Source organism: Methanolobus sp., from assembly GCF_030682845.1.
Classification (GTDB): domain Archaea; phylum Halobacteriota; class Methanosarcinia; order Methanosarcinales; family Methanosarcinaceae; genus Methanolobus.
In genome coordinates, this window is the sequence record NZ_JAUXNK010000024.1 from 18,079 (window position 1) to 30,949 (window position 12,871).

The following is a 12,871-nucleotide window of genomic DNA, read 5'->3' on the forward strand; positions in this document are numbered from 1 at the left end:
CCTTAATTCACAGGAACCGGGGTCTTTGACTGGAAAGCGTCTCATGCAAGTGCATTCTCTTCTCCCGAGTCAAGTGCAAACAAACATGAAGATCCTGTCTGTTCCACAGCCCGGCGAATGAACTCAAAATCGGCTTCATGCTCCATACTGAATATATTTATTGAGGCTTGCGAAGCCCTGGAAAGATTTGATTCGATATCGCCACTCATCACTTCAGTAATAACATTTGGGATTCTTGCTATCTCAGCAAGGTTCTCCAGGTATTCCTTAGCCTTTGGGACATTACGCTGATCCCGCACGCAGCTTATCATTTTCAGAGATGCTTTCCAGTTCCTTTTAAGCTTGTAGGATATAAGGATGGAAAGATCCATATTTCCCAGATCCATGCTTATGTCCCAGTCAGGACTTCGATCGTTTATCCACAGGTTTATAGATTCCTCTCTCCCAAAAGCAGCATCACTATGTATAGCGAGCAGTAAGATACCAATCCTGCGCTCTGCGGCCTTACGGATAACATTCCTTACCTTTTCGTACTGACCGTCAAAGCTGCTCAGGTTAATGAACAGTACCCTGGGCCTGAAAAAAGAGCTGCCCAATGCTTCCATACCCACAATGAGATTTTTCTCGAATGCCGCAGTATCGACAATGGTCCAGGAAGAGAAAACCCCATTATCCCTGAAGGATTCTGTCAGGTCTGTCAGACGGGAGAAGAATTTAGTCTCATCCACTTTTCCCGACAGGCCGAGTAATTTGATCGAACCCTTAGGGTAGGTAATATCCCTGAGGAATTTGAATGCTCTTGTAAGCACATTCGGATCCTCCACAGGCACCAGCAGGTTAGCTTTCCAGGTCCTTTCGCTGGAGGGAGCGATCTTATAAGTTTGTTTTGCAGCCCATTCTGCGATGGCAACAAAAAGACCGCTGCGCACGTCCCCAAAAGGTGCCTTGAGATGCTTTTTCAACAGGTATGCATGTATCGATATAACAACTACGACTGCCAGTAAACTGAACACGGGACTGACGATGAACATAACAGATACGCTCCCAATGGCACCAACAAAGGAGACTGCTCTGGGGATTCTGAGGAGGGGCCTGAAACTTACAAGCTGCAGGTTCTGTTCGATGAGCACGACTATATTGATCATTGCGTAGGTCATCAGGAAGAACAGGGTGATAAGAGGAGCAATTGCATTCAGATTGCGCAGCATCAATGCCAGGAAGATTATCAGGCCGGTGAATATTATTGCGTTGCGTGGCTCCCCTGACCCTGATCTTTTTGAAAACCATCCGCTTGCCGGCAATATTTTACTGTTTGCAAGGGACTGGAGGATCCGTGGTGCACCTACAAAAGATGACAGGGCCGATGAGAACGTGGCTCCCAGCAGGCCCGCAATAACCAGTTGTCCCCAGGCAGCTTTTTCCACCATGATAGTATAGTTGCCCAGAAGTTCGTCATTGCTTGCTGAAGCTGCCAGCCACAGGGCAAGCAGCAGGTAGACCACAAGGCTGACGCAAATAGCAGAGATGGTTCCAAGAGGAATGCTGCGGCGGGGATTCTTCAATTCCCCTGACATGTTCGCACCTGCCATTATACCGGTGGCCGCCGGGAAAAAGACAGCAAAGACTCCCCAGAAACCAATCCCCGAAAAGCCTGTCTCAGGAGAGCCCTCAAATGAACCCCACCATGTGATGGGCTCCTGCATGGAACCCAGGTACGCGGCCCATATTATGGATACGAATGAGGAAGCAACGACCACAAGAACTATGTACTGGATCTTGAAACTCAGGGATGCGCTGATATAGGCCACAATGAAAAGCACGGAGAATATTGCAAGATCTATGAGGATGGCCGGATGCTCCGGAAAGATCCATCTCCATCCGGCACGGAAGCCGAATATGTACATCGCCACGGCGAGCGTCTGGGACAGATAAAGTGGTATCCCTATGCTGCCTCCGACCTCCAGACCGAGTGACTGGGAGATCACAGAGAAAGCACCCCCTGACCCTATCCTTATATTGGTGGTTATCGAGGAAAGGGAAAGGCCCGTGGAAAGAGTGATGCTAAAAGCTATCAGTATTATCAGCCAGGCACCCAGCAGACCTGCATTACCCACGACCCATCCTTCCCTGAGGTACATTATCACGCCCAGGATGGTCAGAAGAGTTGGAACGAACACCCCTTCGAAAGTACCGAACAGCTTTCTCCCGGTAACAGCACCTTTCTGCTCCTCTACTTTCTCTTGCAGAGTTTCCCCGTTTTCAGGATCAACATTATCCCCCATTATCCCCATTCTCCAACAAAAATCCCCTGTAATCCTCTTGGCCGGGATTATATAATCGTTTCCTCTGCATGTTTATAGGAGTGCATATATACTCTTTTTATCCGGCATCGTCACAGCCTTCCTGTTCCAGCATGCTGTGCAGGGTTGGTGTCCTCCGGTATCGCTGTTCAGGAGACTGGGTGTACGTACCCGTAAGGAGATAGATGTAGAGAAGTATGCACTCAAAGCCCTGAGAGGAGATTATGATGCAGTGTCCTCTCACGATGACAGAAAGGATCGTGCTCTCCAAGCACTGAACGGCAGCATAAATATATGAGTATCATGGGAATGAAACAGCTGAACTTCGGGCATATCCTTCTCTTACATATTTAAGATTCATCTGCTGGCAAGTAGCATCAGGAAAGCTGAAAAACCGGAATCAGGAAGTTGTCATTAAGGAAGAACTTCACCATCCCTTTCAGGCTGGCTTCCTTTACTGTCTGGAGGTTGATCGCACTCTCAATAAGCATGCCTCCGAATGCACCTAAAAATGCCTGAAAGGATGTTACGAACAGCATAGCTCCCAAAAAAGCGGCAATAAGCCCGCTCAGCGTTCCTTCCACAGTCTTGCTTTTGGAGTATGGCAACTTATGTTTTCCGATCAAAACCCCCACGATGGTTGCGACCGAATCTCCGAATGCGACTATTGCTACTGAAGCGTAAACAATGTTCCTTGGGAATAGAAGCAACGTGACAAGAACCCCAGAAAGCAACAATATGGTTCCCTGAAGTTTTACTGTTTGTATACCTGGTCTTCCAAGTCTGCGGAACACGCCAGATGTTCTTTGAGAAAGATTGACCTTTTTAATCAATATTGAAGCAGCCACCGTTACAGTCAACAGGACTGCAAACAATAAGGCTGCATAGCTTCCGGATAAATAGATCGCAATAAGAAAAACAGCGCCTGTAAGCATATGTATAAACTGGCGTCCGACCTCGCCTGCCAAAAAAGGCCCTTAATCGCTCATATCTGCAGAAGGCCTCCCTTTTAGGTTCGATCATATATTAAGTATGGGAATTTGAAAAAGGATAATTCTGGCAGTATCCTAACTGAGTTACCGCCAGATAATTATTTTATATGAACCTATTTGCAGTCATGAGGCTTCCAAGTGCAATCCTCTTCAAGGTGTTCTCGGTCTCTACTGATATCTCGTCCCTGTCCAACGCATCTGTGAATTCGTTGAACGGTTCAGAGGAATCAATTATCTCTCGTGTGGTTTCTTCGTCTGTTGTAACTGTGATTGAAGGATCGACCTCTCCCGGTGAGGACACTCTTTCAAAGTACAGGATTTCTCCGTTATTGGTTATTGCCTGTACGTAAAGTTCCTCACCATCATCTGTAGTAATGGTCATCAGGATCACATCGTCGCCAGCTATCCTTTTAATTATTCCCGGGACATCATCGACCCGTTCGTTGTAGCGTATGACCTGTTCTTCCAGTTCATTGTAAAGGTCATCCGTACCTGACAAGTCTGCAAATGTTCGCTCATCTATACTTTCTGCATTTGTTGCCAGGGCAAAGTTTGAGAACAACAGGATTCCTGCTATTATTACCCCGACTGTTATTGCCTGTTTCCTGTTCATACTAATCAATACAAGTTACGCAGAAATAGTATAAGACCATGTCCATAAAAATAGACACTTATTTACTGAACTTCCAATCAGAATCCATAAATAACCGTATCTCTAAGTTCCTACATACAGGTGATATTCATGGATTGTTTATTCTGTAAGATAGTTTCAGGTGCGATACCTTCATACCAGATTTATGAAGACGATTTTGTATATGCATTTTTGGATATCTACCCCACTTCAGAAGGCCACACCATCGTCCTTCCGAAAAAACATTTCCAGCGGTTCACACAAATGAGCGAGGAAGATGCATCTTCTCTCTTTGCATATGTGAACAAGATCGCAAAAGCAGTAGAGAAGGCCCTGGATGTTCCGGGCTCGAATATCGGCCTCAACAACGGTGAGGTTGCAGGCCAGAGTGTGCCTCATGTCCATGTGCATATAATCCCAAGAAGAGTAAATGATAAGGGTGGCTCTATGCACACTATTGTGAACCAGCATCCGGATACAGGTAATATCAGTGAGCTGGCCGAAGTGATCAAAAAAGCAGTTCGATGAACTTACGATGATGAATTATTCCTGAAAAAAGAAAGAGCGATAAAATGACCCAAAATGAAGAAAAAGTCCTTGAGGCATTGAAAAATGCAGGAAAGCCACTAAGACCCGGAGATATTGTCGAGACGACCGGCATAGATAGCAAAGAGGTAAGCAAGGCATTGAAGTTCATGAAAGATGCTGGCACCATATGTTCGCCTAAAAGATGTTTTTATGCACCCTCAAAGTAAGCAGGCTCATATGGCCTGCTTTTTAGATTTTTGGTTGATATTTTCCTTACTGTCCTGCTCTCAGTTCCGTTAATTCTGCCAATCACGGTGATATCCACAGTCCTTTTTCTGGGGCCATCCAGCTCAGCAAGAAAAATGCTCTGCCAGGTACCGAGCACAAGCCTGCCGTCCCTGATAGGTATGCTCTCGCTGTTTCCCAGCAACACTGCTCTCAGATGGGCGTCAGCATTGTTGTCTATCCTGTCATGCTGGTAGCCTGCTCCTTCAGGTACTATTCTCCCGCGCAGTGTCAGAATATCTGTAACAAGGCCTGGCTCGTTCTCATTTATAATTATTGCCGTAGTTGTGTGCATTGTGCTAACAATGCAGATGCCGTTCTGAATTCCGCTTTCAGTAACATGCTTTTTTACATGGTCTGTTATATCGATGAGTTCCGTGCGTTTACTGGTATTGACCTGCATGACTATCTCTTGTATGTATGATGCATGAATTTAAAAAAGATAGGCTCTGATTTAAGCAGAGGATAAGCAAAACCTGCTATTTACTAAGAAAATAAAAATAAGGATGTATTCTTCAGGATACATTCCTTATTTTGATGGATTAACTGTGCTGCATTATACGGATTTTAGTCCGCTGACAGCAGCATTGGCATTAACAAGACCATAACCGTAGTAGCTATCCTTTCCTTTGGCACCCAGGTCCGTTGCAGTCTTCTGAAGCCGGGATCGAACCTCTGCAGGGTCCCATTTACCGTTCTTGTTGGCATCATAGCTAGTACCTGCAACTTTCGTGCTCATCAGAAGAGCCACGGCTCCTGCAACGTGAGGTGTTGCCATGCTTGTACCGCTCTTGGTGCCATAGAGGCCTTTTGGCATGGTTGATTTGATGCTGAGACCTGGTGCTGCGAACTCAACCTGGGAGCCATAGCATGACCAGGTGGTTATCTTGTTACTGGAATCCACAGCCGAGACGGCTATGACAGAGCTGTATGCTGCCGGATAGATGACAGAGCCGCCGGAGTTGCCTGCTGCTCCCACAAGCACCACGCCTTTGCTGTATGCACTGTCACATGCGCTCTTGAGTGTTGATGAGGATGATGTGCCACCAAGGCTCATTGTGATCACATTGGCATTGTTGTTGACCGCCCAGTTGATGCCTGCTATGATATTGCTGTATGAGCAATATCCTGATTTGTCGGCTACTTTCACGGCATATATCTTTGCCTGCGGTGCAGCTCCAAGCACTCCTATGCCATTACTTGCTGCAACGACCGTTCCCGCAACATGGGTCCCGTGGCTGTGGTCATCCATTGGGTCTTTGTCCTTATTGACAAAATCATAGCCACCAAGATAGTTGGCCTTGAGGTCAGGATGTGTGTAATCAATGCCTGTGTCCAGAACAGCTACCTTTATGCCGGTGCCCTTGATACCTTTGGAGTGTGCAGTAGTTGCATTGATACGGGTGATTCCCCAGGGAACCTCGTCAGCAAGGATCTGTGCCTGGCCGTCCAGTTCGATGAAGTCGATGTTGGGGTTCTTTGAGAGAGCATCAATTGCCTTCTGAGGAAGCTCTGCAGCTATGGCCGGGATGATAGTGTACTCATGTTTTATATTCCCTCCATGAGATTTAACCAGTTCTGCGTTCGTTTTCCCTTTGAAGTTGATAAGGACAGGAACTTTTTCATTGTTCTTATCCTCCTGGACTGCACCTGCGGGCATTGCCAAAAAAGACAGCAGGATTGATATAATTACTAATAAAGTAGTTTTTTTTCTGCTCATAAAATATCATACCTCAAAATATCGGTCAAAGTGACTATTATTCACTCCTATATATAATTTGCTAATTAAAATTAATTTTATATAGAATTATCTAGTATAGAATAATGCAACATATCTTTCCTGAAATATGCAAGGGCTATTGCAAATTCTGCAAATTTCTTTTATACCTGATTTAAGGAGTGAGTTGCATCCTGTTAAAATCAGGACAGCGCTTCACCATTTTATTCAATACATGATACTACAGTTGAACAAGCATCCATTTCCGGGTCATAACTATACCCTCTGCATGAAATTCCTGTAATCTCAAATGTCATTATACCCTCGGGATTTTTTACAAATGAGGATGTGAACTCAACTATACCCTCTGTGTCCGTAACTTCGGAAGAGGCTGAACTTGTCAGTCCGCTCCAGCTCCCGCTTACAGTTGCTCCGGGTACAGGCTTTCCGTTTGAATCGATTATTCTGGCAGTGACCGTAGTCCCGCAGAATGTGTTAATTCCCCTGAACGAATAGTCAGCTGTTGCTGTAAGACTGGATACGAACATTGGTATCTCTGCAGGATCGGTTGGTGCTGTATCAGGATCAGTACCGGTTTCCGGGATGTCGTCTTCAGTAGGAGTATTATCTGCCGGTGTGTTGATAAGCCCGCTCACTGCAGAGTAGGCATTCACAAGTCCGTAGCCATAGTAATCATCCTTCCCTGTAGTGCCCAGGCCAGTTGCGGTCTTCTGCATTCGGGAGCGGACCTCTGCCGGGTCCCATTTGCCGTTCTTATTGGCATCATAGCTGGTACCTGCAACATCTGTGCTCATTAGCAGTGCAACAGCTCCTGTTACGTGTGGTTTTGCCATGCTTGTACCGCTCTTGAAACCATAGAGCCCTCCTGGCATTGTAGACTTGATGCTGACACCAGGAGCTGCGAACTCGATCTGGGGACCATAGCATGACCATGAGGTTTTGGTATTGGTGGAGTCCACGGCAGAGACGGCTATCACAGAGCTGTATGCTGCCGGATAGATAACAGAACCGCCAGAATTGCCTGCTGCTCCCACAAGCACCACGCCCTTGCTGTATGCATTGTCACATGCGCTCTGGAACGTGGATGAGGATGATGTGCCGCCAAGGCTCATTGTGATCACATTGGCATTGTTATCGACTGCCCAGTTAATACCTGCTATGATGTTGCTGTATGAGCAGTATCCTGAACTGTCAGCAACCTTTACAGCATACAGTCCTGCCTGCGGTGCTGCTCCAAGCACTCCTATACCGTTGCTTGCTGCAGCAACCGTTCCCGCAACATGGGTCCCGTGGCTGTGGTCATCCATTGGGTCGTTGTCCTTATTGACAAAATCATAGCCACCAAGATAGTTGGCCTTGAGGTCAGGATGTGTGTAATCAATGCCTGTGTCCAGAACAGCTACCTTTACGCCTGTCCCGGTGAAGCCTTCAGCCTGTGCGCTTGCAGCATTGATACGGTTAATTCCCCATGGAACCTCATCAGCAAGGATCTGTGCCTGGCCGTCCGGTTCGATGAAGTCGATGTTGGGGTTCTTTGAGAGAGCATCAATTGCCTTCTGAGGAAGCTCTGCAGCTATGGCCGGGATGATAGTGTACTCATGTTTTATATTCCCTCCATGGGCCTTTACAAGTTCTGCATTTGCCTTTCCTTTGAAACTGATCAATACAGGGATCTTCTCATTGTCCTTATCTTCCTCAACTGCGGCGGCAGGCACTGCCAGAAGAGACAGCAAGATAGATAATATCATTAATAAGGTAATTTTTTGCAAGGTCATAAAAAGCACCATACTCTAAAAACTTATTATTCATTTCAGGTTGATTATGGGAAAACATATATAATTTTCGAAATAAAATTATAGATATTAATAATAATAAAGAGATTTAAAAATAGCAGTAGAGTCTGTATAAATATTATAAGCGTGGAATAATTATTCTGTATGGATATTTTATGATTCCATACTTTTTTAATTAAAATATTTACTCATGCCTGAGTATCTCTTTTTACGATAAAGATGGTCACAGGATGAAATTAATACCTTTTTGTTTCGTACTAGCTGCGGGACAGATGACCCGCTTAAAAGAAATTAAATAAAAAAGACGAATGTATCCTGTTAAACAGGATACTTTTTACTGTTTTGCTTAAAAGGTCACGCTTACGCTCGAGCAGACATTCTGTGCAGCATCATATGCATATCCGCTGCATGTAGCCTCTGTCACTTTGAATGTGAAAGTGCCGCTGGGATTCTTGACCTGCGAGGACGTGAACTTCACTATACCATTCGCATCCGTTGTTCCGGAAACCGATGCAGTTGTCAGGCCACTCCAGCTGCCTTTTACAGTCGTTCCGGTAACTGCCTTGCCGTTCGCATCGATGACTTTAACTGTGGCCACAGCCCAGCCAAATGTATTCTTTCCTTTTACAGAGAACTCTTTTGTAGCAGTCAGGCTGCCCACGGACATTGCAATCTCTGTGGGAGTGGTTGGTGCTACTTCAGGTTCGGTATCTGTTGATGATGTATCATCTTCGACTGGTGTGTCAACTTCAGTCGGTGTGTCGTCAGTTGCAGGTGCAATATTAAGTCCGGTGACAGCTGCATAGGCATTCACAAGGCCATATCCGTAATAATTGTCCTTGCCGGTGACACCAAGGTCAGTTGATGTACTCTGCATCCGGGAACGGATCTCTGCCGGGTCCCACTTGCCATTCTTGTTTGAATCATAAATGGTACCTGTGACATCCGAGCTCATCAGTAAGGCTACAGCTCCTGTAACATGAGGTGTTGCCATGCTTGTACCACTCTTGAATCCATAGAGTCCTCCTGGCATCGTTGACTTGATGCTGACTCCAGGGGCTGCGAACTCTATTTCAGGGCCATAGCATGACCATGAGGTCTTTGTGTTAGTGGAGTCCACGGCAGAGACGGCTATCACAGAGCTGTATGCTGCAGGAAAGATAACAGAACCGCCGGAATTGCCTGCTGCACCAACGAGCACTACGCCCTTACTATAAGCGTTGTCACATGCGCTCTTGAGTGTTGATGAGGATGATGTGCCGCCAAGGCTCATTGTGATCACATTGGCATTGTTATCGACTGCCCAGTTAATGCCTGCTATGATATTGCTGTATGAGCAGTATCCTGAACTGTCAGCAACTTTGACTGCATACAGACCTGCCTGGGGTGCTGCCCCGAGCACGCCAATGCCATTGCTGGCAGCCGCAACGGTGCCTGCAACATGGGTTCCGTGGCTGTGATCATCCATTGGGTCATTGTCCTTATTGACAAAATCATAACCGCCAAGATAATTCGTCTTAAGGTCAGGGTGATTGTAATCGATACCTGTGTCCAGGACAGCCACCTTTATACCTGTGCCTGTGAAACCCTCAGACTGTGCAGTGACAGCATTGATGCGTGTAATACCCCATGGCACTTCATCTGCAAGGATCTGTGCCTGGCCATCTGGCTCAATGAAAGCGATGTTAGGATTCTTTGAAAGGGCATCGATTGCCTTTTGCGGAAGCTCGGCAGCTATTGCCGGAACAATTGTATACTCGTGTTTTACATTTCCACCATAGGCCTTTACAAGTTCTGCATTCGTTTTCCCTTTGAAATTGATAAGTACGGGAATCTTCTCGTCATCCTTGTCTTCCTGTATTGCTCCTGCGGGCACTGCCAGAAAAGAAAGCAGGATTGATAATACGACTAGTAGGGTTATTTTTTGCCGGGTCATTGAAACACCATTGAATTATGATTAATTCAACTGGCTAATGGCCCAATATATATATGTTATGAAATTAAAATTATAGTTTTATAAAAAATGCAGTGAAGAAACGATAGCAACAGGAACTAAAAGAAGAATAACTTGTGGACATAGGGATAAATACAGGAAGTAAATCCCTACATCCAGGAAAAGATCGGGCTATCAGAAGTTCTCGAGACCTTCAAAATCAAGCGTGACAAAATAGTCATCCACGGTCTCGGCTCTTCTTATCTTTACAAAACTGCCATCTTCATTCAACAGGATCTCGGCTGACCTCAGTTTTCCATTATAGTTAAAACCCATGGCATATCCGTGGGCTCCCGTATCATGGATCACCAGCACATCGCCTCTCTCTATCTCAGGCAGTTTCCTGTCAATCGCGAACTTATCGTTATTCTCGCAGAGAGACCCTGTGACATCGTACATATGCATTGGTTTTTGTTTTTCTTTGCCCAGTACAGTTATATGGTGATAGGCTCCGTAAATGCCCGGACGCATCAGGTTTGCCATGCTGGCATCAGTGCCTACATAGTCCTTGTATATGTGTTTCATGTGCCTGACCGTTGTTATGAGATATCCATATGGACCAGTGATCACTCTTCCGCACTCAAGGTATATCCTGAGCGGATGCAGGTCATTAGCTCTTATTATCTCATCGTATGCCTTCCGGACCCCGGTGGTTATAGTCTCATAAGAAACAGGCTGCTGTTCAGGCCTGTAGGGAATGCCGATGCCTCCTCCCAGGTTCACGAACTCAAATCGTATGTCAAGTTCCCTGGAAAGGTCTACAATCAGATCAAAGAGTATCCTTGCAGTCTCAACGAAATAATCCGGGTTTAGCTCATTGGAAGCGACCATCGTGTGCAGGCCAAAACGCTTGACACCCTTCTCTTTCATCATCCTGTAACCTTCGAACAGCTGATCCCTTGTGAATCCGTATTTGGCTTCCTGGGGGTTGCCGATAATGGCATTTCCTTCTTTAAGGGGGCCGGGGTTGTACCTGCAGCATACAAGCTCAGGCAGTCCTGCGGTCTTCTCAAGGAATTCTATGTGGCTGATATCGTCCAGGTTTATAATTGCACCAAGTTCCCTGGCCTTGATGAACTCATCAGCCGGTGTGTCATTGGAACTGAACATGATATCTTCGCCTACAATACCTGCCTTTTCTGCAAGCAGGAGCTCAGCCATTGAACTGCAGTCAGCACCAAAACCTTCATTTTTGAGGATTTTCATAATGTATGGGTTTGGTAAAGCCTTTACTGCAAAGAATTCTTTAAAACCATGCACCTCGATAAAGGATCTCCTCATATCCCTGGCATTATCAAGGATACCCTTCTTATCATACAGGTGGAAAGGTGTTGGGTTTTCTGCAATTATTTCGGTTATTTTCTCTTGCGTGAATGGCAGTTCCTTTGAGACCATGTTGTTACCTCATTACGAGTAGTCCATATGAAGTCAATACACAAATAAATAGTTGATTGGAAATCATCAGGCAGATATATTGAATTTTTGTGCGTTTGGTTTTTATATTTGTTGTTCGCATATGGTAAAACAAAATCGGCCTCTGAAGCATAGCCATATAAATGAAGAAAGCGAAAATATGAATGGAGATGAATACATGGACGATAAAAGACGTCATGAAAATGACGATAAGTCCAATGAAAAAAGGATCGAGACGATCGACCAGCTGATAGACCATATCCTGAGCATGCTTGAGAATAGCGTAAGTGACGACGCTGACAGGCCTCTGGTACAGGGTTTCACCATCATCAGTCAGCCTGGTAAGAATCCAACGATCTTTGGGTTTGAGGGGAGAAGATCTGTGAAACCAAGTGACGAAGAGGAGAAGGAGGGTGACTTCTATATTCTGCAGCAAGATCCTTTGATCGAAGTCCAGCAAACAGGTGACAGAGTGTATCTGCTGGCTGATCTGGGGGCCGATGAAGATAGCATTGAATACCATTCATCGGATATGCAGGTCGAGATCAATGTCATGATCGATGGCGTTGGCTATTCAAGACTTGTAAGGCTGCCTGCAAGAGTCGATCCTGATACCGCCATATCCAGCTACAGGAATGGCGTGCTGGAAATCGCATTTGAGTATCCTCATAACGGGTGAGAGGGTGTATTGCCATTTCACCGTTCATCTTTAATGATAGACCCATCTTTTTGTTCAGGACAATGATTGCCACAGAAATGTTTTTCTAAACGATTGAATACTTTCTCAAGATCATCATACTTAAGGTATGCATACCTGTCCAGCGGAGTTGGCATATCATTGACTATCACAAGTTTTCCCCTGTTCCTGATCGCGTAGAAAGGAAGTGAGGCTGCCGGCTGCACAAGCAGTGAAGAGCCTATGACCACGAACAGGTCCGCAATGGAGCTTTCCAGCATAGCTTTTGTTATTGTTTCCTCATTAAGCATCTCTCCGAAAAAGATGATGTCAGGCTTGAGAATGCCGTTACATGAATCACACTTTGGTATGATGTCTTTTTGAACTGTTCTTGCCACGTCCTCATAGGGGAATTTCTTTCCGCATGACAGGCAGGTGCTCTCCCTGGCTGACCCGTGTATCTCAATAACATTACAAGAGCCGGCTTTCCGATGCAGCATGTCGATGTTCTGGGTGATGAGG

At 45.6% G+C, this 12,871-nt stretch carries 13 protein-coding genes; 3 read left to right on the forward strand and 10 right to left on the reverse strand.

What is annotated here, in order from left to right:
* Nucleotides 1-41: 41 nt before the first annotated feature.
* From Q8J68_RS02380 to Q8J68_RS02395, 4 genes are all read right to left on the reverse strand, one after another.
* A complete protein-coding gene (locus Q8J68_RS02380) occupies nt 42-2,291 on the reverse strand; it encodes an amino acid permease (protein ID WP_305309956.1) in 2,250 nt (749 codons plus the stop codon).
* Nucleotides 2,292-2,379: 88 nt separating this feature from the next.
* Complete coding sequence (locus Q8J68_RS02385) at nt 2,380-2,571, reverse strand: hypothetical protein (protein ID WP_305309957.1); 192 nt, start codon at nt 2,569-2,571, stop codon at nt 2,380-2,382.
* Nucleotides 2,572-2,677: 106 nt separating this feature from the next.
* Nucleotides 2,678-3,235, reverse strand: a complete 558-nt coding sequence (locus tag Q8J68_RS02390) for a diacylglycerol/polyprenol kinase family protein (protein ID WP_305309958.1) — start codon at nt 3,233-3,235, stop codon at nt 2,678-2,680.
* Between the two features lie 160 nt (nt 3,236-3,395).
* Nucleotides 3,396-3,905: a hypothetical protein gene (locus Q8J68_RS02395; protein WP_305309959.1), complete on the reverse strand. Its 510-nt coding sequence runs from the start codon at nt 3,903-3,905 to the stop codon at nt 3,396-3,398.
* Nucleotides 3,906-4,034: 129 nt separating this feature from the next.
* On the opposite strand from Q8J68_RS02395, the gene Q8J68_RS02400 reads away from it, so the two are divergent.
* Together Q8J68_RS02400 and Q8J68_RS02405 are read left to right on the forward strand one after the other, a co-directional pair.
* Complete coding sequence (locus Q8J68_RS02400; protein ID WP_305309960.1) at nt 4,035-4,451, forward strand: HIT family protein; 417 nt, start codon at nt 4,035-4,037, stop codon at nt 4,449-4,451.
* Nucleotides 4,452-4,495: 44 nt separating this feature from the next.
* Nucleotides 4,496-4,678, forward strand: coding sequence for a transcriptional regulator (locus Q8J68_RS02405; RefSeq protein WP_305309961.1), 183 nt, complete (start codon nt 4,496-4,498; stop codon nt 4,676-4,678).
* On the opposite strand, the gene Q8J68_RS02410 is transcribed toward Q8J68_RS02405, so the two are convergent.
* The 5 genes from Q8J68_RS02410 to Q8J68_RS02430 form a co-directional block, all read right to left on the reverse strand.
* Entirely contained in the window at nt 4,660-5,139 is a 480-nt protein-coding gene (locus tag Q8J68_RS02410; protein WP_305309962.1) for a secondary thiamine-phosphate synthase enzyme YjbQ, read from the reverse strand. The two genes, Q8J68_RS02405 and Q8J68_RS02410, sit on opposite strands and share 19 nt — an antisense overlap.
* Before the next feature lie 153 nt (nt 5,140-5,292).
* Nucleotides 5,293-6,396 (reverse strand): S8 family serine peptidase, encoded by a 1,104-nt coding sequence (locus Q8J68_RS02415; protein WP_305309963.1) that lies wholly within the window; start codon nt 6,394-6,396, stop codon nt 5,293-5,295.
* A 281-nt stretch (nt 6,397-6,677) separates the two neighbouring features.
* Entirely contained in the window at nt 6,678-8,222 is a 1,545-nt protein-coding gene (locus tag Q8J68_RS02420; RefSeq protein WP_305309964.1) for a S8 family serine peptidase, read from the reverse strand.
* Between the two features lie 391 nt (nt 8,223-8,613).
* On the reverse strand, nt 8,614-10,203 hold the full coding sequence (locus Q8J68_RS02425; RefSeq protein WP_305309965.1) for a S8 family serine peptidase: 1,590 nt from the start codon (nt 10,201-10,203) through the stop codon (nt 8,614-8,616).
* Nucleotides 10,204-10,395: 192 nt separating this feature from the next.
* On the reverse strand, nt 10,396-11,655 hold the full coding sequence (locus Q8J68_RS02430) for a diaminopimelate decarboxylase (protein WP_305309966.1): 1,260 nt from the start codon (nt 11,653-11,655) through the stop codon (nt 10,396-10,398).
* Nucleotides 11,656-11,851: 196 nt separating this feature from the next.
* Here Q8J68_RS02430 and Q8J68_RS02435 point away from each other — a divergent pair, with 196 nt between their 5' ends.
* Nucleotides 11,852-12,352, forward strand: coding sequence for an Hsp20/alpha crystallin family protein (locus tag Q8J68_RS02435; protein ID WP_015052015.1), 501 nt, complete (start codon nt 11,852-11,854; stop codon nt 12,350-12,352).
* Nucleotides 12,353-12,369: 17 nt separating this feature from the next.
* Here the strand turns inward: Q8J68_RS02435 and Q8J68_RS02440 are convergent.
* Nucleotides 12,370-12,871: Sir2 family NAD-dependent protein deacetylase (locus tag Q8J68_RS02440; RefSeq protein WP_305309967.1), on the reverse strand; the 502-nt coding region annotated here is incomplete at its 5' end.

Coding starts and splice junctions, on each gene's coding strand:
- Q8J68_RS02430 (WP_305309966.1), bottom strand. CDS start 11,655: ATGGTCTCAAAGGAACTGCCATTCACGCAAGAGAAAATAACCGAAATA.
- Q8J68_RS02405 (WP_305309961.1), top strand. CDS start 4,496: ATGACCCAAAATGAAGAAAAAGTCCTTGAGGCATTGAAAAATGCAGGA.
- Q8J68_RS02435 (WP_015052015.1), top strand. CDS start 11,852: ATGGACGATAAAAGACGTCATGAAAATGACGATAAGTCCAATGAAAAA.
- Q8J68_RS02425 (WP_305309965.1), bottom strand. CDS start 10,203: ATGACCCGGCAAAAAATAACCCTACTAGTCGTATTATCAATCCTGCTT.
- Q8J68_RS02415 (WP_305309963.1), bottom strand. CDS start 6,396: ATGCCCGCAGGTGCAGTCCAGGAGGATAAGAACAATGAAAAAGTTCCT.
- Q8J68_RS02420 (WP_305309964.1), bottom strand. CDS start 8,222: ATGATATTATCTATCTTGCTGTCTCTTCTGGCAGTGCCTGCCGCCGCA.
- Q8J68_RS02380 (WP_305309956.1), bottom strand. CDS start 2,291: ATGGGGATAATGGGGGATAATGTTGATCCTGAAAACGGGGAAACTCTG.
- Q8J68_RS02400 (WP_305309960.1), top strand. CDS start 4,035: ATGGATTGTTTATTCTGTAAGATAGTTTCAGGTGCGATACCTTCATAC.
- Q8J68_RS02410 (WP_305309962.1), bottom strand. CDS start 5,139: ATGCAGGTCAATACCAGTAAACGCACGGAACTCATCGATATAACAGAC.
- Q8J68_RS02395 (WP_305309959.1), bottom strand. CDS start 3,905: ATGAACAGGAAACAGGCAATAACAGTCGGGGTAATAATAGCAGGAATC.
- Q8J68_RS02390 (WP_305309958.1), bottom strand. CDS start 3,235: ATGCTTACAGGCGCTGTTTTTCTTATTGCGATCTATTTATCCGGAAGC.